The sequence below is a fragment of the Chitinivorax tropicus genome, from assembly GCF_014202905.1.
GTDB classification, from domain to species: Bacteria; Pseudomonadota; Gammaproteobacteria; order Burkholderiales; family SCOH01; genus Chitinivorax; species Chitinivorax tropicus.
In genome coordinates, this window is record NZ_JACHHY010000024.1 from 1 (window position 1) to 23,200 (window position 23,200).

General features: G+C 56.8%; 21 protein-coding genes and 1 other RNA gene. 12 read left to right on the forward strand and 10 right to left on the reverse strand.

Annotation, left to right across the window (positions count from 1 at the left end):
- Positions 1-341, forward strand: a 341-nt coding sequence (locus HNQ59_RS16295) for an integrase core domain-containing protein (protein WP_184041459.1), incomplete at its 5' end; no start/stop codon positions are given.
- On the opposite strand, the gene HNQ59_RS16300 is transcribed toward HNQ59_RS16295, so the two are convergent.
- Entirely contained in the window at positions 322-570 is a 249-nt protein-coding gene (locus HNQ59_RS16300) for a hypothetical protein (protein WP_184041460.1), read from the reverse strand. The two genes, HNQ59_RS16295 and HNQ59_RS16300, sit on opposite strands and share 20 nt — an antisense overlap.
- Positions 571-1,154: 584 nt before the next feature.
- Here HNQ59_RS16300 and groES point away from each other — a divergent pair.
- The 5 genes from groES (at position 1,155) to HNQ59_RS16325 (ending at position 6,411) form a co-directional block, all read left to right on the forward strand.
- A complete protein-coding gene (gene groES / locus HNQ59_RS16305; protein ID WP_184041461.1) occupies positions 1,155-1,445 on the forward strand; it encodes a co-chaperone GroES in 291 nt (96 codons plus the stop codon).
- Positions 1,446-1,490: 45 nt separating this feature from the next.
- The gene (gene groL, locus HNQ59_RS16310; RefSeq protein WP_184041462.1) at positions 1,491-3,128 is read left to right on the forward strand and encodes a chaperonin GroEL; all 1,638 of its coding nucleotides are present in this window, start codon (positions 1,491-1,493) and stop codon (positions 3,126-3,128) included.
- A 181-nt stretch (positions 3,129-3,309) separates the two neighbouring features.
- Positions 3,310-5,304 carry an Ig-like domain-containing protein gene (locus tag HNQ59_RS16315; protein ID WP_184041463.1) on the forward strand — a complete coding sequence of 665 codons (1,995 nt, stop codon included), beginning with the start codon at positions 3,310-3,312 and terminating at the stop codon, positions 5,302-5,304.
- Positions 5,305-5,431: 127 nt separating this feature from the next.
- On the forward strand, positions 5,432-5,899 hold the full coding sequence (locus tag HNQ59_RS16320; RefSeq protein ID WP_184041504.1) for a MarR family winged helix-turn-helix transcriptional regulator: 468 nt from the start codon (positions 5,432-5,434) through the stop codon (positions 5,897-5,899).
- Positions 5,900-5,985: 86 nt separating this feature from the next.
- Positions 5,986-6,411 (forward strand): organic hydroperoxide resistance protein, encoded by a 426-nt coding sequence (locus tag HNQ59_RS16325; protein ID WP_184041464.1) that lies wholly within the window; start codon positions 5,986-5,988, stop codon positions 6,409-6,411.
- 407 nt (positions 6,412-6,818) lie between these two features.
- Here the strand turns inward: HNQ59_RS16325 and HNQ59_RS16330 are convergent, their stop codons facing one another.
- The 5 genes from HNQ59_RS16330 to HNQ59_RS16350 all read right to left on the reverse strand — a co-directional run bounded on the left by HNQ59_RS16330 (position 6,819) and on the right by HNQ59_RS16350 (position 14,892).
- A complete protein-coding gene (locus HNQ59_RS16330; protein WP_184041465.1) occupies positions 6,819-8,177 on the reverse strand; it encodes a DUF3999 domain-containing protein in 1,359 nt (452 codons plus the stop codon).
- Positions 8,174-11,851, reverse strand: a complete 3,678-nt coding sequence (locus HNQ59_RS16335) for a DUF2339 domain-containing protein (protein ID WP_184041466.1) — start codon at positions 11,849-11,851, stop codon at positions 8,174-8,176. The genes HNQ59_RS16330 and HNQ59_RS16335 overlap by 4 nt, the downstream gene beginning before the upstream one ends.
- A 64-nt stretch (positions 11,852-11,915) precedes the next feature.
- The gene (locus HNQ59_RS16340) at positions 11,916-13,403 is read right to left on the reverse strand and encodes a CYTH and CHAD domain-containing protein (protein ID WP_184041467.1); all 1,488 of its coding nucleotides are present in this window, start codon (positions 13,401-13,403) and stop codon (positions 11,916-11,918) included.
- Between the two features lie 137 nt (positions 13,404-13,540).
- Positions 13,541-13,831: RNase P RNA component class A (gene rnpB / locus HNQ59_RS16345), an RNA gene on the reverse strand.
- A gap of 53 nt (positions 13,832-13,884) precedes the next feature.
- Positions 13,885-14,892 carry a zinc-dependent alcohol dehydrogenase family protein gene (locus HNQ59_RS16350; RefSeq protein WP_184041468.1) on the reverse strand — a complete coding sequence of 336 codons (1,008 nt, stop codon included), beginning with the start codon at positions 14,890-14,892 and terminating at the stop codon, positions 13,885-13,887.
- 81 nt (positions 14,893-14,973) lie between these two features.
- Here HNQ59_RS16350 and HNQ59_RS16355 point away from each other — a divergent pair, with 81 nt between their 5' ends.
- Positions 14,974-15,918, forward strand: a complete 945-nt coding sequence (locus tag HNQ59_RS16355; protein ID WP_184041469.1) for a LysR family transcriptional regulator — start codon at positions 14,974-14,976, stop codon at positions 15,916-15,918.
- Between the two features lies 1 nt (position 15,919).
- Here HNQ59_RS16355 and pyrC read toward each other — a convergent pair whose 3' ends face one another.
- The 3 genes from pyrC to HNQ59_RS16370 form a co-directional block, all read right to left on the reverse strand.
- A complete protein-coding gene (gene pyrC / locus HNQ59_RS16360) occupies positions 15,920-16,957 on the reverse strand; it encodes a dihydroorotase (protein WP_184041470.1) in 1,038 nt (345 codons plus the stop codon).
- A gap of 48 nt (positions 16,958-17,005) precedes the next feature.
- Complete coding sequence (gene rsmI, locus HNQ59_RS16365) at positions 17,006-17,854, reverse strand: 16S rRNA (cytidine(1402)-2'-O)-methyltransferase (RefSeq protein ID WP_343074305.1); 849 nt, start codon at positions 17,852-17,854, stop codon at positions 17,006-17,008.
- 89 nt (positions 17,855-17,943) lie between these two features.
- On the reverse strand, positions 17,944-18,222 hold the full coding sequence (locus HNQ59_RS16370; protein ID WP_184041471.1) for a hypothetical protein: 279 nt from the start codon (positions 18,220-18,222) through the stop codon (positions 17,944-17,946).
- Between HNQ59_RS16370 and HNQ59_RS16375 the strand changes: the two genes are divergently transcribed.
- The 5 genes from HNQ59_RS16375 (at position 18,221) to HNQ59_RS16395 (ending at position 21,679) form a co-directional block, all read left to right on the forward strand.
- Positions 18,221-19,162, forward strand: coding sequence for a penicillin-binding protein activator (locus tag HNQ59_RS16375; protein WP_184041472.1), 942 nt, complete (start codon positions 18,221-18,223; stop codon positions 19,160-19,162). The genes HNQ59_RS16370 and HNQ59_RS16375 overlap by 2 nt on opposite strands.
- Positions 19,159-19,497, forward strand: coding sequence for a YraN family protein (locus tag HNQ59_RS16380; RefSeq protein ID WP_184041473.1), 339 nt, complete (start codon positions 19,159-19,161; stop codon positions 19,495-19,497). Before HNQ59_RS16375 ends, HNQ59_RS16380 begins: the two co-directional genes overlap by 4 nt.
- A gap of 2 nt (positions 19,498-19,499) precedes the next feature.
- Positions 19,500-20,087: an SIS domain-containing protein gene (locus HNQ59_RS16385; protein ID WP_184041474.1), complete on the forward strand. Its 588-nt coding sequence runs from the start codon at positions 19,500-19,502 to the stop codon at positions 20,085-20,087.
- Complete coding sequence (locus tag HNQ59_RS16390) at positions 20,088-20,660, forward strand: BON domain-containing protein (protein ID WP_184041475.1); 573 nt, start codon at positions 20,088-20,090, stop codon at positions 20,658-20,660.
- 134 nt (positions 20,661-20,794) lie between these two features.
- The gene (locus tag HNQ59_RS16395) at positions 20,795-21,679 is read left to right on the forward strand and encodes a DMT family transporter (RefSeq protein ID WP_184041476.1); all 885 of its coding nucleotides are present in this window, start codon (positions 20,795-20,797) and stop codon (positions 21,677-21,679) included.
- A gap of 76 nt (positions 21,680-21,755) precedes the next feature.
- Here the strand turns inward: HNQ59_RS16395 and HNQ59_RS16400 are convergent, their stop codons facing one another.
- A complete protein-coding gene (locus HNQ59_RS16400) occupies positions 21,756-23,084 on the reverse strand; it encodes an alpha-L-fucosidase (RefSeq protein WP_246491045.1) in 1,329 nt (442 codons plus the stop codon).
- Between the last annotated feature and the right edge of the window lie 116 nt (positions 23,085-23,200).

Sequence of the window (23,200 nt, forward strand, 5' to 3'; positions counted from 1 at the left end):
CCAAGGCGATCAGAACCGACAACGGCAAGGAGTTCTGTAGCCGGGCCCTGCTGACATGGGCTCATGCACGAGGTGTTCAACTGTTTCTCATTGAGTCCGGCAAGCCAAGTCAGAATGCTTACATCGAGTCCTTCAACGGACGTTTCCGTGATGAGTGCCTGAATGAACACTGGTTCACCAGCATTCGACACGCACTGGTCGTCATTGAAGCTTGGCGACGTGAATACAACGAGGAACGACCCAAGAGATCCCTGGGCGGTTTGACGCCTGCCGCCTATGCCAAAACACTTATCCAGAAATCGGTTAAATTAGCCTCGGACTCTAAAGCCGACTGCTGCTGAAAACGGGGGGACGTCGATGGAATTCGTTGACTGATTCGTCGTCGAGACGATCTTCTTCTTCTTCTTCTTCTAATTTTTTCAGAAAGAAGCGATACGCCTCCGGGCTGATCACAACACCCAGTACCTTACCGTCACTGTCAAGTATGCCGATATCCTCTTCAAGCGGTTCCTCTTCAGCGAGCATCGCGAGGAGGTCTGTCCCGACTAGCGTGGAATTGATTTCCCGCATATGTAACCCCTATTCTGATTCATTGTTGAATGCAAACCTGCCTTACGCCACGGCTTGCTTATGCTCATATTGCTTAGGCAAAAGCTGACCAGATCGACACAACCATATGCGTTAGTGTGAAAATAATTCCAATGTCATAATGTATTTACCAGCATCAGTCACCTCTTAGTGTCTGGCAGGTTTCCAGTAAGGCACGCCAATCAAAAGCCTGAAGCTGCCTGACATATTTCAAACATAAAGTGTGCAGGCCATGTTTCTTGTTGTTCCTGCGATTACCGATACTGCGGAAACTACCTTCACCGGTTTTCCATGCATTTTGAACGGATGACCAGGCTGACTGTTGGCCCCACCACTCTATAGCTGATGCAGCGATATAGCGGTAGCACGTAGCGCATTGTGCAGGATGTACAGCTAGTAGCTGTGAACAAAAGCTGATGCCGCCCCTTGAAATCCCCAACACCCGCCCCTATTATTAGCACTCACACTCGTTGAGTGCTAGTAAACGATTCTGTGATGCTGCCTTGCGCAGCACAGCGTTTGCTTTGCACACTGACTCAACACTTATTTCTTGTCAGGAGATATCTATGAAAATTCGTCCTCTGCACGACCGCGTTATCGTGAAGCGCCTCGAAGCTGAAGAAAAGACCGCATCCGGTATCGTTCTGCCGGGCAATGCCGCTGAAAAGCCGGACATGGGCGAAATCCTTGCTGTTGGTAAGGGTAAGGTTCTCGAAAATGGCGACATCCGCGCGCTGGAACTGAAAGTTGGCGATAAGGTGATCTTTGGTAAATACGCAGGCCAAACCGTCAAGGTTGATGGCGATGAGCTGCTGGTTATGCGTGAAGAAGACATCATGGGCGTGGTTGAAGGCTGATTGTAGCCATCCCATCTAGCGAATACTGAAATCAGGAGATATTAAATGGCTGCAAAAGACGTTAAGTTCGGCGATTCCGCTCGTCAAAAAATGGTTGCTGGTGTCAACATCCTGGCTGACGCTGTCAAGGTCACACTCGGCCCTAAAGGCCGTAATGTAGTGCTGGATCGTTCGTTCGGCGCGCCGACCATCACCAAGGATGGCGTTTCGGTTGCCAAGGAAATCGAGCTGAAAGACAAGTTCGAGAACATGGGCGCGCAAATGGTCAAGGAAGTTGCCTCCAAGACTTCTGATGTTGCGGGTGACGGTACGACTACAGCTACTGTGCTGGCTCAAGCCATTGTTCAAGAAGGCATGAAATACGTTGCTGCTGGCATGAACCCAATGGATCTGAAGCGTGGTATCGACAAGGCAGTCGTTGCTTTGGTCGAAGAGCTGAAGAAGAACAGTAAGCCGACCACTACCAGCAAGGAAATTGCACAGGTTGGTTCGATCTCCGCCAACAGCGATAGCTCCATCGGCCAAATCATTGCGGACGCAATGGACAAGGTTGGTAAAGAGGGCGTGATTACCGTTGAAGATGGCAAGTCACTGAACAATGAGTTGGAAGTGGTTGAAGGTATGCAATTCGACCGTGGCTACCTGAGCCCATACTTCATCAACAACCCTGACAAGCAAATCGCTTCGCTGGACAATCCTTTCGTCCTGCTGTTCGACAAGAAGATCTCCAACATCCGTGACCTGCTGCCGGTTCTGGAGCAAGTTGCCAAGGCGGGCCGCCCACTGCTGATCATTGCTGAAGATGTTGAAGGCGAAGCGCTGGCAACATTGGTTGTGAACAACATCCGTGGCATTCTGAAGACTGTCGCTGTCAAGGCGCCTGGCTTTGGTGATCGCCGTAAGGCCATGTTGGAAGACATCGCCATTCTGACTGGTGGCACGGTCATTGCTGAAGAAGTCGGCCTGACTCTGGAAAAAGCTACTCTGGCGGACCTGGGCCAAGCCAAGCGTATCGAAGTGGGTAAGGAAAATACCACCATCATCGATGGCGCTGGCACCGAAGACAATATCAAGGCACGCGTTGCAACCATCCGCAAGCAGATCGAAGAAGCAACCAGCGACTACGATCGTGAGAAGCTGCAAGAGCGTGTTGCCAAGCTGGCAGGCGGCGTTGCCGTGATCAAGGTTGGTGCGGCAACTGAAGTCGAGATGAAAGAGAAGAAGGCTCGCGTGGAAGATGCGCTGCATGCGACCCGTGCGGCGGTTGAGGAAGGCATTGTTGCAGGTGGCGGCGTTGCGCTGCTGCGTGCACGTTCCACCTTGTCTGCCGTGAAGGGCGACAACCATGATCAAGACGCCGGCGTGAAGATCGTTCTGAAAGCAATTGAAGCACCGTTGCGTCAGATCGTTGCCAACACCGGTGACGAGCCCTCTGTTGTTGTCAATCGTGTCCTGGAAGGCTCGGGTAACTTTGGCTACAACGCAGCAACTGGCGAATATGGTGATATGGTTGAGATGGGCGTTCTGGACCCGACCAAGGTAACCCGCTCCGCGCTGCAAAATGCTGCATCTGTTGCTGGCCTGATGCTGACAACGGATTGCATGGTTGCAGAACTGCCCGAAGACAAACCCGCCATGCCAATGGGTGGGGGTATGGGTGGAATGGGCGGAATGGATATGTAATATCCCAATCCCATTAATTTGTCATATAATGAAGCCCCGTGATAAGCGGGGCTTTTTATTTGCGAGTAGCATGGGCTTGCGAAGAGCTAGAACTTGGGCTTAAATTCCGAATGAATTAGAAATATAGTCTGGATCATTCCCGCCTCGATTTAAGTTAACCAGCGCTATAAGGAATACAAAATTGAAGACGTCATTTGTTCCGCGGATTCTGCAGCATGCGCTGTTGGCCGCATCGTCATTGGCCTTCGTGGCCCTCACTGCTTGCAGTGGCGGAGGGGGGGGCGGAAGTACCACTCCACCACCACCTGCGACTCCACAAGTAGCAAAACTATCGATCGCAACTGTTGCGGACACGACAACCAATCAACCCAAAAATTCAGTAAAAACAGACAATAGTGATTCACTGCATGTTGTTGTGACTGCCTTGGATGCGAACAATGTCGCTGTGAAAGATGCTGTTGTCCAGTTCAGTAGCGGATCTGGTGAAATTCAGGCGACCACTACCACTACAGATGCCACGGGTAAAATTTCTGCCAAATTCAGCACAGGCCTTTCCGCCGAATCCAAGTTCAATCGCACTGAGACCATCAGTGTCGTTGCGCCTGCCACCAATGTGAAAGCTTTGGTTCCAGTCGATATCGTTGGAACTACTCTGACCATGAAGCTCGCAACCGGCAGCAGCACGTCTGTTCCCAGTGGTGGGAACGCGGGTGTTGTAGTCTCTGTGAGAGATGCCGGTGGCAAGGCAATCACAAATGCGGCGGTATCCATTTCTTCAACTGGTACGGGTAGCGTCACCAGCAATAACACGGTCAATACTGATGCGAATGGTGATGCATCACTGTCAGTAACCGGCGCAAATGCGGGTGCCACGACTGTGGTTGCCAAGGCGGCAGGTGCTTCAGGCAGCCTTGACTTGACCGTTACCGGGGGAACGGGTGGTTTCGCATTTACTCAGCCCGCGAGCAATACAATCATTGCTATCGGTTCGGAAACTGAAGTGGCTGTTGCGGTTCCTGGTGCTGGGGCGCAAACGACCGTTGTCTTCGCTGCATCGACAGGTGCTTGGAAAAATACGGACGGGACTTGGACAAACAAAAGCGTGATTTCAGTTCCTGTTGTAGGCGGGGCTGCAAAAGCAACATTTAAATCGGCTGCCTCGGGTGCGGTGACCATTGATGCCTACCGCGCTGATCAGGTAAGTTCCCGTGCCAATCTGACGTTGGCGGTGGGTACCGGTAATACAAACAACGCGACCGTGGTACTCCAGGCTTCTCCAGCTTCTGTTGCAGTGAGTACAGACACCAAGAAGAACAGTGTATTACTGAGTGCCAGGGTAACTGATCCAGCTGGTAATCCTGTGCTGAATGCACCTGTCAGCTTCAGTATCGTAAAATCCACTTCAAGTGGTGAGTCGGTGGGCCCAACCATTGCATTCACTGATGCGACCGGGGTGGCGACTACCACCTTTACATCGGGCTCTCAACCTGGAAAAGTGACGCTGAATGCGGATATCGTGGGTGGTGTCGGCGTCAAGGCGGGCCCTGTAGATATTGATGTTGGTGGCCAAGCTGCATCGATTGGTTTCGCACAAGATACCAAACTTGCAGTGAAAGATATCGACCCCAACTACTACTTGGCAATGTCTGTTCATGTTGTGGATGGGAAAGGTAATCCGGTTCCTGGTGCTAAAGTCACACTGAGCGTGAACCCGATATATTTCTCGACGGGTAGTGGTTGTGCTATCACCAACAATTACATCACTGAGTGGCCTAGTGAAAAGGCGTTCCTTAAATCCCTAGGCTTGGATCTTTCGTTGAATGGTGAGAAAGATCCAGTTACTGGTGCCGTTACCAGCCCTGGTTTATGGCGGGGTGTGAAGTACGATTTGGGTGCAGCAAGTGATGTTCCTGACGCATTCCCCGGCCAGTTGACGCCGACAAATGGTAATGTTGGTTCAGTTCCTGGTGAGGTAGTGACTGAAAGTGACGGGAAGGTGAATTTCACTTATTCCTATCCGAAGTCCAGCGCGCTCTGGCATGTGGTTCGTATTTCTGCACGAACCATGGTGGCAGGTAGCGAGGCGACCACAAACTACGTATTTAGGTTGTCTGCACTGGAATCGGACGTGAAACCTTGCCGTATCCCGGACTCTCCTTACACGCCACCTAAGTAAGTAGCGGTAAGAAAGACCATTTCCCCGTATCTCTGATTGAAATTGGAGATATGGGGAATTTTTTGAACTATTAAATAGTTTGCTATTTAATAGTTTGGCATGTATTATGGGTAGTAATAACTGTGCAATGGGATTAAAAGCAGTGGAGAGTAACATCGACTCATTAAGGTTGGACAATCAGTTGTGTTTCACACTGTACTCAACCTCATTGGCGATGAATAAGGTATATCGGCGACTTTTGAAGCCGCTGGCGCTGACCTATCCCCAGTATCTGGTCATGGTGGTGTTGTGGGAAAAGAATTCGCTTCTGGTCAAAGACATCGGTGAGCGTTTGTTTCTGGACTCCGCCACGTTGACACCGCTTTTAAAGCGTATGGAGGCTCAAGATCTGGTGTGTCGAACCCGTGACTTGAGCGATGAGCGTCAAGTGATCATCACCTTAACTGAGGCGGGCCAAGCGTTACGGGAGAAAGCGTTGGCAATTCCAGACATATTGCTCTGCGCAGTGGCATGCGACGCAGAAATATTGTCGTTGATCAAGCGAGAATTGGAAGCCTTAAGAAGCAGGTTGATGCAGTTTGCTGATACGCCTTGATTGGCGCGGGCGGTACGTTGGCGTGCACTCCTATTTCCATTTAAATGGTAGTGTGCTATTCAATAGTATTTAAAGGAGTTATACAGATGGCAGTTGAAAAAGTGTTGTATCGGGCTACCGCAAAAGCAACTGGCGGTCGGGATGGTCGTGCGGTATCGTCCGATCAGATGTTGGATGTCAAGCTGACCACGCCTAAGGAGCTAGGTGGCGCAGGTGGTGAGGGTACCAATCCTGAGCAATTGTTTGCTGCGGGATACTCTGCATGTTTCATCGGCGCGCTGAAATTCGTTGCTGGCCGGAACAAGATGGCCTTGCCGGCTGATACTGCCATAGAGGGCACGGTTGGTATTGGCCCGATTCCAAATGGCTTTGGTATTGAGGTTGAGTTGAAGATAGACCTGCCAGGAATGGATCGTGCCTTGGCGCAAAGCTTGATCGATCAGGCGCATCAGGTGTGCCCATATTCCAACGCGACGCGCGGCAACATTGATGTTCGCTTGATCCTGGTGTGATGTGCGGCAAGTCATGCTGTGACATGGGCTGCTTTTCAAGCAGCCCTTTTCATTTGGTCAGTTTGCCTGTGGCAGTCACGACCTGATTTGAAATCACGCGCTTATGCGGGGTTTCATAGCTTGTCCGGTATTCCGCACTGGCCCAGTAAACCTGCCTAGGTGTAAAGCGCACGGGCAACCAGTCCTTGCCGTGCCCTTTCTACTTTGACCCCGGTGCTGACTTTGCCTGCCGCCTCGGATCGTCAATTCATTTCATTTCGCGCAATTTGGCCGGTCGCTATGTGGTGTTCCTGCATGATTTGCACGACATAGCCCGCCAATGTATATGCCATGGCGGGCGTTTTCATCTGGTGCCTGATGCGTGTGCGCTTGATTGGAACGCCATACCCTGTCACCAGGTGATGCCTTCATTGTTTGGGTCTGGAGCGGGTCAGTTGCCAGACCATGCCACCCAGCACCGCAACGCCAAGCAGCAAGACGACCCATAGTGCGGCTTTGTTCCAATCTGGGGTGGAGGTGTCGTTGAGGGTGACACTTTGGCCCAAGTTGGCACCGCTCGATGAGTGTAGCTCACCCAGCGAGGCTGTCGTGATGGTGGGTGCACGTGGGGTGCCCCAGCCGGGGATCAGTGTGTCGATGGGCAGGCTGATCGATTGCTTGCCCGCTTGCCCGACCTGTAGTCGGTATGGCCCGTTGCCCTTGGCCAGAAACACCAGCTGATGGGCGGTACTGCCGATACGGAAGGTGGGCAGCGGCTGGCCGAAACCACCACCGCGTTCGTCGGCCTGGATCGATAGATATTTCACCAGCGTGCCGGGCAGCTGAAGTTGCTGGTGTGTCCATTCTCCCCCCTGTTGCTGCAGGCGGTATACCACATCGCTGACCAATGGCATCCAGGTTTGGCGGGCTTCTTGACGGCCAGCAATCTGTACTGGGATCAGGGTGTTGGTCTGCGCCAACTGGATGTCCAGTTGATCGATCTGCAGGGGGCGGGGCAATGTCAATACCAAGCCGTGCTTGGCATCGTGGCTGGCTTGCAGCGGGCCAGACCACACGGTGGGAGCCGCCTGCCAAGTGCGGTCGCCATAAGCCAGGCTGACTTTGTCCAGGCGAGGCGCGCTTTGTGGGGATTCCCACAGCAGGCGCAGGTAACGTGCGCGAGTGTGATCGAGCTCAATGGTTTGTTGGCTGATCTGTTGCCCATTGTAGGCAAGCCGTGCCAGTTGCGCGACATTCAGTGGGTGCCAGCTGCGCAGGTCGTCGCTGGTTTCGATACGGACACGCTGAAAGCCGGTCTGGCTCGCGTCCCAGTCCAGGTTGAGCCGCACCAGAGGCGCATCGATACGGCTGGCATCCAGCACATAGCCAACGGTTTCGGCTTGGCGGCTCGGGGCAGCCTGCGGGCTGACCTGTATTACCGTGCCCTCGTTGTTACGTGACACCTGAACCATCATCGTATCAGCCGGCTGGCCGGGCTCGCCCTTGAGCGGGAAGGGAAGCAGCTCGGTGTGGTTGAGTGCCTGCCTGCTTTGGCCTGTCTCGCGGATCAGGCTGAAAGGGACGGCCTCGCCTTGGTTGTTGAATACGCGCAGATCGGCAAGATAGGGGTCGCTGGCGGCCAGCACGACTGACATCGGTACTGTCAGCCGGTGAAAAGGCCCACTACCTTGGACGTGGATCGGTGCTTCTGCTGCGGGGCTGGCCAGGGCAATGCTCGGCAGGGTGGCCAGCAGCCATGCCCAGGCAGGGCGGTTCAAGCGTTTCATGGGTTGTCCTCTTTTGCTTGGCTGGCGGGTTTGGGGGGCAGGGGGGCAAAATAGCCCACGATCAGCAGCAAGACGCCTACGCCGATGAATGAGACGATCCGTGCCAGTCCACCTCGGTTGCCCAATTCCACCAGAAACAGTTTGGTGACGACGATGCCAGCCAATGCTGCGCCGATCATCCATACCTGCCGCCAGCCACGACGATGGGCGGTAATCATCAGGCCCAGCGCTGCGAGGCTCCACACCAGCGACAGGCTGGCTTGCACCAACATTGAGCGCATCAGATCCTCAAACTGGAAGGGCACATCGGCCAGCTGATGGGCGCCACGGAAGACCGCGCAACTCAGCATCAACCAGAGCGAGGCGCCTACTGCGACCTGCCAATGTGGCCGGGCGATGGTGGGCGGCCATGTCTCAGCGCGGGCTTGCAGCCAGAGCACAATGCTCGCCAATACCAGCAGTTGGCCAATTTCCAAGGGATTGAGCAGCGGCAGGTAGGGGAGTGGGGCAGCCAGGCCTGGGCTCATCACATTGCTGAGCCAGAACCAGCCCAGGCTGACCACCGCCACCGGCCAGGCCGCAGTATTGCGGTAGCGGGCCTCGTACTGTTGGATGGGCCACCAACGTGCAATGCGTTGCGATGTCATGGCGACCAGATAGGCTGCGGGTACCACGACCCCGCCCAGCCAGCGCCAAGCGGTATGTTCATCGCTCAGCTGCAGCAGTAAGGCACGCATCTCACATGACAGCATCAGTAGCATCACCCATACGCCACCCACATGTGCCATGCGGGCAATCGGCACCGGGTAGTGCTGATCCAGCTTACGTAAGGTCAGACCGTGCATGGCCACCACCAGCGTCCAGCCCAGCCAGCCCCAGTCGGCCAGTGGGTGATAGGGAGAGGCATCCACCACGCTGATCAGCAACAGGCCGCCTGCAGCGGGCATCAGCATGGCGCTGAGCACGGCCATGGCCTGCCATTGCCAGCGGCGGGCGACCGCTTGCCATGCCCAGACCGACAAGGTCAATACCACGAGTAGCAGGTGCCGGGTGGGTTGGGCGTCGAACAGGCGCCAAAGCTCGGTTGACCAGGCATAGGCCCACCAGGCGGTGGCCCATGTCAGCAATACGCTGCTGATGTGGCCTAGGCCGGCCATCAGCTGATCTGCGCCGGGTTGCCGCTGGGTTTCACGCCACAGGCGCCATCCGCCCAGATAGGCTGCCAGTGCCAGGGTGGCGGGTGCCCAGAAATCGATATGCCCCAATGGTGTCAGCGTCGGGTCTAGGAAGACATGATCGGACAATGACCAGATCAATGCAGCGCCACCAACGATCTGTAGCACCAGCCCAAACAACAGCGCCCAGCGTTGTTTCAGCCAAGCGCTCAGCCAGATGATGCCCAGCCCGCTGACGGCCCACACCGCGCTGGTGGTCTTCCAGGGGGCGACGAACAGCACAGCCAGATTGATGAATACCAAACCGGACAACATGCCCAGACCCAAAGGCCGCATCACGGCGGGATCAGTTTTGGCGACCGGGTCGCGCATGGCCATGGCCAGCCCGGCAATGGCTGCCAAGCCCAGCATGCTGGCGGCAAGTAAGCCTCGCCAGCCCGATGCCAGCACGGCACCTTGATCACCAGCCTGTAGATGCAGCAGGAAGACGAGCCCCCCCATGGCCTGAACAGCCAGCGCTGCAAACAACCAGTTGCGATCTTGCAGGCGTAAGCCGAGGTAGAGCGTGATCAGCCCCATGAGCGCCCAGGCCATGGTGGCACCCTGGGCATCCAGCCACAGGGCAGGGATCAGATCGAGCATGGCCAGCCCAGCCCAGGACAACAGGCCAGGGCGTTCCCAGCGGTGTTGCGGCTCGACTGGTGCGTTGCGCAACTGCCAGTAGCTGAACAACAGGGCGCCACCCAACATGATGGCCCCCAGCGCCGAGCCTGTCAGCAGTGTGTCCGTGCCCGTGCTCAAGGTGTTCAGGTAAGCCAGCAACGCAATGAATTGCAGACACAAGGCGAAGGCACGCGCAATCGGGCGTCGTTGGCGCAGGCCCACCCAGAAGATGCCAGCTCCTTCCACCGCCCAGGCGGCGGAAGTCCATTCAGCATCCAGCCCCAGAGGGATGGCCAGCGTGCCGAAAACCACGCCCAGCGCCAGCAGAATCTCCATCAACAACATGTGTCGCCATTGTGAGTGACGATGCAGCCAGCTGGCCAGGATCAGATACACCCCGCCTATGGCCAGCGCGCTGAATGCCGGGCCAAAAGTCAGGTGGCGGATTACCGCATATTGCAGACCAAACCCAATCAGCGGTGTGCCAAACAACACCGTACCATCGACATAGTTGGCTTGTCTGGCCGACCAGGCAAGCAGGGCCTGTCGGTCAGCTGGGTTCGGCGCAGCCTGGGCGTCGCGCAGGGTTCGCCGGGCAAACAGCAGGCCAATGGCGAGATACATCAGGAAGAACAACACCAGAAAGGGCTCGGTGCTGGCAAACAATGTCGGGTGGTAGCTGCGCAGGCCCCATGCGGTGCCGATGCCGAAGGTGCCGATAAAACCGACTAGATTCAGCATGCGCCAAGCTTTGAACCAGGCAATGCAGAAGATGCCCGCGTTCAACAAGGCAAAATAGCTGAACAGCGCAACATGATTACCACCGCCAGTCGAGGCCAGGATTGGTGCGGCAAACCCACCCAAGGTGCCCGCCAAGGCAAGAGCCAGTGCGTCCTGCAAGATCGCCAGGGCGGCGGCACACAGGGTGATGAGCACCAACAATGCAAACCCCACTTGAGGGGGGATCAGTGGGTGCAACCGCATCGCGGCAAATACCGTGAGATAGAGGACTGCGATACCCGTCCCTTGCATGGCCAGCCCATAAGTGGCTTGCTTGGTCCGCACCCGCCAGCCGATCACCAGCAACGAGACCGCCGCCAAGGCCACGCTGGCGTAACGTAGCTCCACCGGCACTACGACCCGCTCCGACGCATAGCGCAGCAGGAAAGCCAAGCCCAGGAACAACAGCAGGATGCCGATCCGCAGCACCGTATTGCCGCCCAACAGCCAGGCCTGCAATGCCGCCAATCTGCGTGATAGCCAATCGGGCTCGGCAGGTGTGGGCTGGGGCTGCCGCTGGTGCACTGATGCTGGGGGGGCGGGCACTGGCGAAACGGGCGGTGGTGTAGTCTCAGCGGGCTGCTCGATGGTCTCGTTGCTTGCTGGTGGCGGGCTGAATTCGATGAAAGGAGGCTCAGCTGGTTTGTCCTCCTCATGGGTCGGCTCTGGCATGGCCTGTAGAATCGCCGCCTCATCAAATGCCAATGCACGGATTGGTTGATCGTCCTCGGCGGGGGCTGCATCTGCCGGCGGCGGAGCAGCCGTCAGGGGCTCGGCCATGACAGCAGGGGGCGCCGTCGTGGCTGGTTGGGCGTGTTCCAGGCGGCTGATCCGCTCATGGATATCGAGCGTGACCTGGTTGAAATGCGCTCTCAATTGATCGAGCTGTTCATTGAGCCGGGCATTGTCTGTGTTGCTGTCGGCCAGCCGTGATTGCATGGTCAGCAACATGCCTGTCAGCCAGCCGATGATGGCGCCCAGCAGCCCTGCCTGGAAGCTTTCAAGTAAAGCCCCGGCGACCAGGGCCCCGATAATGAGTAGGACAACACTGAGCAAAATGTGCTCCTTGGGTAAGGCACATGACCGGCTGCGATGGGTGGGTCAAACCGGGCACATTGATTTACCAGTACGGTTTAGGCGGTAGTCTATCGATATCCTGCGGTGCCAGCTGGCTGGCCATCAACCAGCCACGCAGCATGCCGATCAACTCAGCCTCATCAGTCTTGCGGATGTGTCCCATCACCCCCGCCAGGCGGGCAATGGCTACACGATGATCATTGCTGCGGCCCAGCTCGGTCTGCAGCCGGGCCAGCCAATCTGCATATCGCTCATAGCGACGGCCTGCAAATGTCGTTTCTGAAAACTCACCCAGATAGCGGAGCTTCTTGGCCTGGATGCGACTCTGATGCAACGCTTCATCGACCTCTGCAGCCGCCTGCAGTGCTTTCTGCAGGCGTTTGGATTGTCTTTGCAGCAACGGAACCAACGCCTCACCGAAAGTGGTGCTGGCTACATGGTGGGCAAGCGCCGTGAAATACCGCCCCCAGGTCAGCAGGCAAAGCTGATAGCGTCGGCTAGTCAGGGCCAATCTGGCTTCATCATGTGCGCTGTAGCCGCATGCCACCAGCCTGGCGTGCAGCCGGCTGCGTGCGGGGTGTGGGCCAATGTTCTGCAATAAGGGGGGCAGCGTTTCGTTCAACAGCACGTCCCAATCCCGGGCCTCACCCAGCAGCCCTCCCAGCCAACGTAATTCGCCGTTCAGGTGCTGGACTGTCGCCGGGTCGGGGAGCACGTCGCGGAATGTGCCCAGCAGCACCCGCAGCCGTCGCAGGGCCACTCGCATCTGATGCAGGTATTCCAGATCATCCGGGTGCGTGAGAAAGCCACGTTCATTCTGCTGGAAATGGCCAAACAAGCTGTCCGCCAAGGCTTGCACCGCCCCAAACAGCGGCATGGTGTCATCGATCATGGGCAGCGCCCACTTCTGGGGAGGCGTCACCGACTCACCATAGGCCAGACGATAGCCCCGCTCAGCCTTGCTGGCATTCTCGATCTGGATATGGAACCGCTCCGCCAGCGCCAAAGCCAGGTCGAACAATGCAGACACTGGGCCGCGCTTCAGCTCCAGCTCGATTTCGCACAGCGGCTCGGATTTGTCCGCCACGACAATTTCACCTTGATCCAGCGCCAGCTCGATCTCGACATCTTCTGCAGGGCGCAACAGGCGCACCGTGCGGTGGAAATTGGTTGCAAACACCGGTGCCAGGCGGCTGACCCGATCTACATCGAACCAAGCTGCCCAAGGGCTGTCTGCCGCTGGCTCAAAATCGAGTACACGGCTGCTGACGGGGTATTCCAGCTCTGGTCTGGCGTGTAATCCACCGATCACCTGGCCGCCGCCTTTGATGGTTTGCAGCCACTGATTGCCTATTCGCCTCAATCGCAGGCCGATCCGAGCGGCCTGCAGCTCACGCTCGGCGGTATCGAAATAGATGTTTTCCAGTTGGATCTGCCGACTGCGGGTCTTTGCGGCAGGCTTCAGGAGCGGGTCTTTCAGCAGCTTGCCGATATCACTCGCATCGATCAGTAGTTTGAGTTCAACTTCCATTTTTGGGGAATCAGCGGCCAAATCAACTCAGACTAGATTAACGTGAAACCCGCTCAGCGGCCAGTGCCAGGGTGGGTGGCATGCTATTTCGCCCTGGAAAAGTAAACGGGCTGCACTGGGCAGCCCGTTGAGATGACAGGAGAAGTCAGCCGGTAAGCCGGGTTCTGTCGTGGACAATCATTCCTCTAGGCCTTGCATTGCTCCAAGGCTCAAGCTGCCTACCCGCGGACTCGGCGAGCAACTTCATCGTCCGCCTATTTGGCATTGCTCCGGGTGGAGGTTACCGCGTTTCACCGTAACTGAATACGCTCGTCTCTGTGGCCCTATTCCTCGCCTTGCGACGTACGGCTGTTAGCCGTCACCCTGCTCTGTGGAGCCCGGACTTTCCTCCCCCCGATTGCTCGGGCAGCGATTGTCTGGCTGACTTCAGATGGCATTCTATCATGGCTTGTATTCGCATCGGCTGCTGCTGGCCAATTTGTCATGCCGCAATCTGCAAAGTGATCTTACCCAGATGCTGGCTGGTTTCAAGGCAGGCCAGCGCCTCGGCACTGTGTCGCCAATCCAGGCTTGGGCCGAGCAGTGGTCGGATCTGATGGGCGGTGATGGCCCTGGCCGCTTCCGCCAGATCCGCCACACTGCCAGTGTTGTTGCCCTGCAGGCGGAGCCCCTTGGTGATGAGTGGCAGCAGGTTGAGTTGCAGCATGTGGCCGGTGACCATGCCGATTACAAAGATAGTTGCCCCAAGTGCCGCGGCGTTCAATGATTGACCGAATGTCGCATTGCCGCCTGTCTCCACGACCAGATCCACGCCTCGGCCTTCGGTCAAGCGTTGGACTTCCACATCCCACGCCGGTGTGCTCCGGTAATTGATGGTGTGATCGGCACCCATCCGACGCACAGCATCCAGCTTGGCATCTGAGGACGAGGTAATGATGACCTTGGCGCCACTGGCCTTGGCGAATTGCAAGGCATACAGGCTGACCACGCCGGTGCCGAGCAATAGCACGGTGGAGCCGGGTGTCAACCGGCCTGCTTTGATGGCATTCCAGGCTGTGGTGGCGGCGATGGGTAAGGTGGCTGCCTCCCGATCGGTCAGGTGCGCAGGTGTCCGGATCAGACCGGCGGCGGGCACCACGGTAAACTCTGCCAAAGAGCCAGGGACGGACAGCCCGCGTGCGCGCTGCAAGCCGGTCGGTGAGATGGGGCCAGTTGCCCAGTGTGGGTAAAAGTGTGGAACAACACGATCACCGACTTGCCAATCCGTTACCCCATCACCCAGCGCGGCGATTTCGCCGGCCCCATCGGCCACAGGGACGATAGGATAAGGTATGCCGGGGAACATGCCTTGCACGATCATCCAATCCACGTAGTTCAGGCTTGCGGCATGGAGCTTGACCAAGACTTCGCCATGGCCCGGTGTGGGTGTTTCCAGCGTCACGGATTGCAGGTTTGCCAAGCCTGGTGCAGATAAAGACATGACTTTCATTTGTAGACCTCCCAGTTCAAAAGGAAGTTCGATTAAACTATTGCATGCATTGCATATCAATTCTTGAAAGGCAATTTACTCATGCAAATTATGCAAGAATCAATGTTGCCACCCTCCATCGAGCAGCTCACGACGTTCATGGCGGTTGCCAGGCAGGCCAGTTTTGCTGGGGCGGCGGATGTGATCGGGAAAGATGCTTCGGTGTTGACCCGCCGGGTTCATGCACTGGAGCAGCATCTAGGCGTCAAGCTGTTCGAGCGGACGACGCGCCGCCTTGCACTGACCGAGGCTGGGCAGCGCTATCTGGAACGGGTCAGCCGCGCCTTGGAGGAATTGACCAGTGCTCAGCAGGAGGCCAATACCTTGGTCAGCGTGCCACGTGGTTGGTTGCGCCTGTCATTGCCGCGCACGTTTGCTCATCGTTGTATCTCACCTTGGCTGCCGGAATTCATGGCCGCCCACCCGGAAATCCAAGTGGATGCACGGCATACTGATCAATATGTGGATCTGGTGGCTGAACACTTCGATGTGGCGATCCGGCTGGGCGAAACCCTGTCTGACAGCGGTCTGGTGGCGAGGCCGGTCGCGGAATACGGTAAGTATCTCTATGCCTCGCCAGATTATCTACAGCGTAAAGGCATGCCCACTCACCCGGCCATGTTGGATGCATTTGATGGGCTGATCTATACCGGCGCTGCACAACCCGCTGAATGGCTGTTGAGCGAAGCTGGGCAGCAGGTGCTGGTGCAGCCCATCGTGCGCTTGGCATCGGATGACGTAGTCACCTTGTTGCGTGCGGCTTGTTGTGGTCTTGGGGTGATCGCATCGGCGGACTGGGCGGTGCAGGACGAATTGGCAAATGGCGAGCTGGTGAAGATTCTGCCGACGTGGTCAGTGGGGCCGCGCCGCTCGGTCTATGTGGTCACGCCTTCACGTACACTGTTGCCCGCCAAGACTCGGGTGTTCATCGACTGGGCCAGTCAGCGGCTGGCCCAGCAGCTTGAAACCGCCAACGGGATGAGCTGACTCAGCGCATCTTCCAGCTGATGATCTCACCCGCACGCAGGGGTACGACAGTCGAGTCACCGAATTGATACTCTGCAGGCACCGTCCAGCTTTCCCTCGCCAGGGTGATGGTGTCGGTATGGCGTGGCAGCTCGTAGAAGTCAGCGCCGTTGAAGCTGGCGAAGGCTTCCAGCTTGTCGAGCGCGTCAACACTTTCAAATGCTTCAGCGTACAGCTCGATGGCGGCATGGGCGGAGTAGATGCCGGCACAGCCACAGGCCGCTTCCTTGGTGTGTTTGGCGTGAGGGGCGGAATCCGTGCCGAGGAAGAATTTCGGGCTGCCGCTGGTGGCGGCTGTCAGCAGCGCCACGCGGTGCTCCTCGCGTTTCAACACGGGCAGACAGTAGTGATGCGGGCGCACGCCGCCGATGAACAGTGCGTTGCGGTTCATCAGCAGATGCTGTGGTGTCAGCGTGGCGCCGATGTTGTCAGGGGCAGCCATCACAAACTGGGCGGCCTGTTTGGTGGTGATGTGCTCGAAAACCACTTTCAAACCAGGGAACTGGCGGGTGAGCGGTATCATGACGCGATCGATGAACACCGCCTCGCGATCAAACACGTCCACCTCGCCGTCCGTGACTTCACCATGTACCAGCAGTGGGAGTCCCTGTTTTTCCATCTCGGCCAGCACGGTGGCACATTTGCCCAGCAGGTCTGTCACGCCGGAATCCGAATTGGTGGTGGCCCCGGCGGGGTAAAGTTTGATGGCTTTGACGAACCCGCTTTGTTTGGCCTTGACGACCTCGGCTGGCGAGGTCAGGTCAGTCAGATACAACACCATCAGCGGCTCGAACCGACTGCCTGCCGGCAGGGCCGCCAGAATGCGCTCGCGATACGCCCCAGCCAATTCGACCGAGGTGACCGGTGGCTTCAAGTTCGGCATCACGATGGCTCGCCCGAATTGGCGGGCCGTGTCTTGCAGCACGTCGCGCATGGCAAGGCCATCGCGGAGGTGGAGATGCCAATCGTCAGGGCGGGTCAGGGTGAGTTGCTGGGTCATGAGGCGGCTCGCAAGATCAATGAGAACAAGCAAGCATTATAACGTGCTTCAATCATTTGCCTTGAGCTTGAGCGCCGCGTCGTATAGCTGTTTCTTGTTGGCGCCGGTGATCTCCGCCGCCAAGCCCGCCGCCTGCTTGACCGGCAGATCTTTCAGCAAGATGCCAAGCACACGCAGTATCTCGGGGCTGATCGACGCATCGGCTTCGATTGCCGGGGCTCCCTCGATGATCACCACGAATTCACCCCGGGTCTGATTGCTGTCTGCGGCAAACCAAGCCGCGACCTCGCCCAGTGGGCAGCGGTGAATGGTCTCGAAGGTTTTGGTCAGCTCGCGGGCCAGCAGAACACGCCGCTCAGCACCAAAGACCTCGGACATGTCTGCGAGGCATTCCTCGATACGGTGCGGCGCTTCATAGAACACCAAGGCGTGAGGCGCATCCAGCAAGGGTTGGAGCGCCTTTTTGCGCTGCCCTGATTTAGGTGGCAGAAAACCATAGAACAGGAACTGATTCTGGGTGAAGCCGCTGGCCGACAAGGCGGTGACCACGGCGCTGCAGCCGGGGATGGGGACAACCTTGAAACCAGCCTCCCGGACAGCATCGACCAGAATCGCGCCTGGGTCACTGACGGCGGGGGTGCCAGCGTCGGACACTTGCGCCACGGATTTGCCCTCACGTAGCCATGTGATGATACGTTCTGCTTCGCGCCGCTCGTTGTGCTCGCGTACCGATACCGTTTTGGTCAGAATCTGGAATGAGGCCAGCAGCTTCTGTGTGACCCGTGTGTCTTCCGCTGCGATCACATCGACACCCCGCAGGATATCCAGCGCACGCGGACTTAAATCGCGTAAATTCCCAATGGGGGTGGCCAACACATATAATACGCCTTCTTCCACGGCGCGATTCTCCAGATGCGACAACGTATTACCTCATTCCTGCTAGCGATAAGCTGCATACTATACGCAGGCTGTGCCCACCAGGCCAGTCATACGCCTGCTCCGATCGAGTCACGGGAAGCCAAACCTGCATACAAATTGGCACCGGTGCCAGCTAGCCCGCCTGTGGCGGCGAGCAAGACAACGCCCGGCAAGGCGACCGCCGATCCCAAGCCGCTTGCCACACCGGTAAAACCTGCCACGCCGGCCAGCCCCCCGCCTGCCCGTGAGGTCGAGGTGACGCCATTGCAGGCGACACCTCCTTTGACCACGCCGGCACCAGATACACCAGTGACATCCAGTACACCTGCAGCTGCCCCGACGCCCATGATCGCGTTGTTGCTGCCAATTGGAAACAAGGCATTGGGTGTGCCTGCAGAGGCGTTCCGAGATGGGTTCATCGCTGCTGCCAATGCCAAGCCGGAAACCGATCTGCCGATCCGTGTCTACCCGACCAATGAGCTGACGGATGATCTGTTGTTCAACTATAAGCAAGCGGTGGATGAGGGCGCCAGAGCTGTCGTCGGCCCGCTGACCAAGCCAGCGATCAGCACGTTGTCCAGTTCGGGGCTGGTGTCTGTGCCCACCCTGGCCTTGAATACCGTCGATTCCGGGGCCAATTTGCCTGATCTGCTATACACCCTGAGTCTGTCCGCCGAGGCGGAAGCCCGGCAGGTGGCCAGGGCAGCATATGGCGGTACCCAGTCCCGAGCCATGATCATCGGTAATGACAGCCCGCTCAATCGGCGCATCGCCCAAGCGTTTGGCGAAGAGTGGCGACAGCTGGGTGGTACGATCGAGGCGGACTATCAAGTAGGTAGCCAGGCAACTTTGCAACGCCTGCGCGAGACGCTGGACCGTATCCGCCCTGAGTTGGTCTTTTTTGCGCTGGATGCCAAGCGGGCTCGCCAAGTCCGGCCCTATCTTGGCTATGCGATGCCGGTCTATGCCACCTCGCAGGTGCACAACGGTCTGATGAATGCGCCGGTCAATCGCGAGCTGCTGGGGGTGCAATTTGTGGACATGCCTTGGTTGACCGACAAAGCGAATCCCCTGGTCAGCCAATACCCAGCCATCCCTCAGAAATTGACAGCCGATCTGGAGCGTCTGTATGCATTGGGTATCGACGCCTATCGGATTGCTGCCCGCATGGCCAAAGGCGACGTGATATCGAGCTTCGAAGGGGTGACCGGACATGTGGAGCTGAAACGTCAACAGTTTTTACGTACCGTTCCGTTGACTTCATTCGGTAGCGATAGCAACCCATGAGCATGGATGGCGCCGCAGCAGAAGAGGCGGCGGCCCGCTTTCTGGTGCGTCACGGCCTGACCATCGTGACACGGAATTACCGCTGCCGCTTTGGTGAAATCGACGTGATTGCCAATGATGGGAACACAATGGTGTTCGTCGAGGTCAAAGCCCGTTCCGGGAAAGGCTTCGGCGGCAGCATCTACAGCATTACACCGGCCAAACAACGCAAGCTGTTGGCCGCCGCTCAACACTATCTCGCCAGCCTGGGTCGCGAGCCTGCCTGCCGATTCGATGCAATTTTGTTCGATGGCAGCGGCGACCCGACTTGGCTGCGTAACATTCTGGAAGCCTGACAATGGATTTGGTTGAACGAATCAGCCGACAATTTGCCGACAATATCGAGCTGACCACACGCGTGATGCATGAATTGTCACCAGGGATTGCCCACGCTGCCGAACGTATCGTGGCTTGCCTGATGGCCGACGGCAAGCTCCTGGCCTGTGGAAACGGCAGCTCTGCGACCGATGCCCAGCGCATTGCCTCTTTATTGTTGAACCGCTTTGAACGCGAGCGGCCCGGTTTGGCTGCATTTGCCTTGACCAGTGATGCAACTACACTGGCAGCGATTGCTGAAGACTACGACTTTGACTTGGTCTACTCAAAACAAGTGCGTGCTATCGGCCAGCCTGCTGACCTGCTGCTGGCGGTATCCGCCAGCGGCAGCGCGGCCAATGTGGTGGAGGCGATCCATGCCGCACACGAGCGGCAGATGGGTGTCATTGCGCTATCTGCCGAGGGAAGCCTGATCGGTGATGTGCTGACCTCTGACGATGTGCACCTGCAAATTGCCGACGACCACGCCCCCAGGGTGAGAGAACTCCATATGTTGACGTTGCATGCCCTGTGCGACGCCATAGACTGCATGCTATTGGGAGCTGATTAAATGAAGAAAACCTATGTACTGATCGGCCTGATGACTTTGGCCATGCCCGTTTTGCAGGGTTGTGTCCCTTTGGTGGTCGGCGCGACCGCAGGGACGGTCTTGGTGGCAAATGATCGCCGCACCACTGGCACGCTGATCGATGACCGGTCGATTGAGTTGAAACTGGAAAACCGACTGAAGGACGAGTTTGGTGATCGTGCCCATGTCAACGTAACCAGCTATAACCGGGCCGCGCTGTTGACCGGCGAGGCGGAGAGCGGCGATGTGAAACAAGGTGCAGAGCGCGCAGCCAGAACCATCCCTGGTGTGGGCAAGATCCACAACGAGATCGTCATCGGCCCGAATGCCTCACTGGGCTCGCGTACCTCGGATGCCACCACGACGACGCGTGTCAAGACGGCGCTGATCGGCAATACCAGCATCAACGCCAATCAGATCAAGGTCGTCACCGAGGCCGGGAGTGTCTATTTGATGGGCATGGTGAGCCGATTTGAAGGGAAGACGGCGGCAGACATCGCTGCCAGCATTTCCGGCGTGAAGCGGGTGGTGACGCTTTTCGAATACCTGGATTGAGCGGGGCTCAAGCTGCTGCCTGAAACAGCCGGGTATGGTTCGTACCCGGCTTTTTTGTGTTTGTCACCTGTGATGGCCAGAGCTGCAATGCATTCGACAGAAGCAGGCTTCCATCAACAATACCGTATTGAGTCATGTGGAAATCTACTTCGCCACGCTTGGTTGGCACCTTGTTCATCTTGCTGTCTGCGTTGGCATTCGGGGTATTGCCGCTATTTACGCACTATATCTATGCCGCTGGCGCAGATACCCGCACGGTTCTGATACTGCGCTTTTCGATTGCTGGGGCGGTGATGGTGGGTGTGATGCTGGCCCGGAACGAGACATGGCCGCGTGGCCGGGCGTTGCTGGGGCTCATAGCCATGGGGGCGATCGGCTATGCCGGTCAGTCATTCTGCTATTTCACGGCTTTGCACTATGCCAGCGCAGGTTTGGTCGCTTTGCTGCTTTATCTGTACCCGATTCTTGTCACACTTTTGGCAGTCATTTTGTTGAAGGACAAGATGACCCGCCCCAAGCTGATCGCGCTGGCCCTAGCCAGCGCGGGCCTGGTGATGACCATCGGGCCAGCGCTGGATGGTTCCTTGCTGGGCATTGGTCTGGGGCTGCTGGCGGCGATCATCTATTCACTCTATGTCATTGCCGGCTCGCGTCTGACTGTCGGCGCGAGTCCAATGGCATCCGCCACGGTCATCATGCTGTCTGCCGCCACCACATTCAGCCTCAGCATGGTCAATGGTGAGCCGGCGTGGCCAACAGGCATGGTGGGTTGGTCGGCCATGGTGATGTTGGCCTTGATCTCTACTGTTGTGGCGATTGTCACCTTTTTTGCGGGATTGACCAGGCTGGGGCCGAGTGAATCATCAATGTTGTCCACGTTCGAGCCGGTGGTCAGTGTGGCGGGTGCGGCTTGGTTGCTGGGTGATCAGATGAGCATCTGGCAGTGGTTCGGTGGTGGCTTGATCCTGGCATCGGCATTGCTACTGGCTAGGTCGGGCACCGCTCAGGCCGCAGACTGACAGGCAGTGCGACCCAGTGCAAGCTGGGATGCCACCGTGCCCTACGGGCCGGGCGCGGTGGTGCGTGGTGTCTCGATCAGCTTTCTACCTCAAGCACGACGACAGTATCGGGATCAACGGTTTCTGCGGGCAACTGAAGGGTGACAGTCTTCTGCTTCAGGCTGACGGATAGCTTACGTTTGTCCGCCAGATAGTATGCCTTGGCAATCTTCTTGAAGGGGAAGCCTTCCAGTTGAATCTGTTGATTACCCTTGAAGACATGTACATACATCTTGTCACCCTTTTGGGTGATGGCACCCCATTTCTGTGGCTTGATATAACCAGCGGTGGTGTTGTAGATGCTGTCACCATTCGCCTCCAGCCACTTTCCTGCCTCCAGCAGGCGTTCGGTGAATTCAGGCTGAATTTTGCCATTGGGCATCGGGCCGATATTCAACAACAGGTTGGCGCCCAGTGCAGAGGCTTTCACAATGTAATGGATGATGGTCTCGGTTGACTTGAAGGTATTGTCCGCCAGGTTGAAACCCCATGAGTTATTGATGGTTTCACATGTTTCCAGTGGCAACTTCTCAGAAGGTTTCTGAAAGCTCAGGCCCGCCGTGTTTTCCCCCGGCAGATCCCGCTCGAACATTTGAAAATCTTCACCAGGGAAAGGTGAAAGGTGGTGGTTGTTGCCAATCAGCGTCTGTGGCTGCAGGCGATGGATCAATGAATAGATCTCATCATAACGCCAATCGATTCGGGATGTCCGGTCGGCATGGCCTTCGGGGTTGGTCTGATCCCAGTGACCGTCGAACCAGATACCATCGATTTTTCCGTACTGCGTCAGTATTTCAGTCAATTGGTTTTTCATGAACGTAAGGTAGTCTTCCCACTTGCCTTGCGTTTTTCTACCGCTGGATTGGCCAGTTCTACCGGTCTTCCATGCGTAGTCTTCCCTGCGCCAATCGAGCAAAGAATAATACACAAACAATTTGATGCCCTGCTTGTGGCACTCGTCGGCAATCTGCTTGAGGATATCCTTCTTGTAGGGAGTATTCATGATATTGAAATCTGAATACTTGGTATCCCATAAACTGAATCCATCATGGTGTCGAGCAACGAACGTGATGTACTTCATGCCCGACTTCTTGGCCAGCCCAACCCACTCCGCCGCGTTGAATTCGGTTGGGTTGAAGAAATCCTGCAGCCGCGAGTAACTATCGACCGTGATTTTTTTTTCATCCATTACCCACTCACCCGCGCCCGGGATGCTGAATGGCCCCCAGTGGATGAACAAGCCGTATTTGGCATTGCTGAACCATTGTCTTGCCGCAAGGTTGTCAGCGGTGGGTGTGTAATTCTCTTGAGCAGCGGCGATACTTAAGGAGGTGAGCATCATCAATATGGCAAAGAGTTTTTTCATGGTGGAGAGAAGTGGCGTAAGGGTGAAAAAATGATAACACGCTGGATGGTGCTACTGGCCATGAAAAGACCTGCTTGCTACCCTGCAGGCCTAGTCATCAAGGCGGCTGCTTTCAA

What these genes read in the sequence shown, in the direction of transcription:
- HNQ59_RS16325 (WP_184041464.1), top strand. Translation starts at nt 5,986, where the DNA reads ATGGCAGTTGAAAAAGTGTTGTATCGGGCTACCGCAAAAGCAACTGGC.
- groL (WP_184041462.1), top strand. Translation starts at nt 1,491, where the DNA reads ATGGCTGCAAAAGACGTTAAGTTCGGCGATTCCGCTCGTCAAAAAATG.
- HNQ59_RS16350 (WP_184041468.1), bottom strand. Translation starts at nt 14,892, where the DNA reads ATGAAAGTCATGTCTTTATCTGCACCAGGCTTGGCAAACCTGCAATCC.
- HNQ59_RS16395 (WP_184041476.1), top strand. Translation starts at nt 20,795, where the DNA reads ATGTGGAAATCTACTTCGCCACGCTTGGTTGGCACCTTGTTCATCTTG.
- HNQ59_RS16300 (WP_184041460.1), bottom strand. Translation starts at nt 570, where the DNA reads ATGCGGGAAATCAATTCCACGCTAGTCGGGACAGACCTCCTCGCGATG.
- HNQ59_RS16380 (WP_184041473.1), top strand. Translation starts at nt 19,159, where the DNA reads ATGAGCATGGATGGCGCCGCAGCAGAAGAGGCGGCGGCCCGCTTTCTG.
- HNQ59_RS16355 (WP_184041469.1), top strand. Translation starts at nt 14,974, where the DNA reads ATGCAAATTATGCAAGAATCAATGTTGCCACCCTCCATCGAGCAGCTC.
- HNQ59_RS16330 (WP_184041465.1), bottom strand. Translation starts at nt 8,177, where the DNA reads ATGAAACGCTTGAACCGCCCTGCCTGGGCATGGCTGCTGGCCACCCTG.
- HNQ59_RS16320 (WP_184041504.1), top strand. Translation starts at nt 5,432, where the DNA reads ATGGGATTAAAAGCAGTGGAGAGTAACATCGACTCATTAAGGTTGGAC.
- HNQ59_RS16390 (WP_184041475.1), top strand. Translation starts at nt 20,088, where the DNA reads ATGAAGAAAACCTATGTACTGATCGGCCTGATGACTTTGGCCATGCCC.
- HNQ59_RS16340 (WP_184041467.1), bottom strand. Translation starts at nt 13,403, where the DNA reads ATGGAAGTTGAACTCAAACTACTGATCGATGCGAGTGATATCGGCAAG.
- HNQ59_RS16385 (WP_184041474.1), top strand. Translation starts at nt 19,500, where the DNA reads ATGGATTTGGTTGAACGAATCAGCCGACAATTTGCCGACAATATCGAG.
- HNQ59_RS16400 (WP_246491045.1), bottom strand. Translation starts at nt 23,084, where the DNA reads ATGAAAAAACTCTTTGCCATATTGATGATGCTCACCTCCTTAAGTATC.
- HNQ59_RS16375 (WP_184041472.1), top strand. Translation starts at nt 18,221, where the DNA reads ATGATCGCGTTGTTGCTGCCAATTGGAAACAAGGCATTGGGTGTGCCT.
- groES (WP_184041461.1), top strand. Translation starts at nt 1,155, where the DNA reads ATGAAAATTCGTCCTCTGCACGACCGCGTTATCGTGAAGCGCCTCGAA.
- pyrC (WP_184041470.1), bottom strand. Translation starts at nt 16,957, where the DNA reads ATGACCCAGCAACTCACCCTGACCCGCCCTGACGATTGGCATCTCCAC.
- HNQ59_RS16370 (WP_184041471.1), bottom strand. Translation starts at nt 18,222, where the DNA reads ATGGGCGTCGGGGCAGCTGCAGGTGTACTGGATGTCACTGGTGTATCT.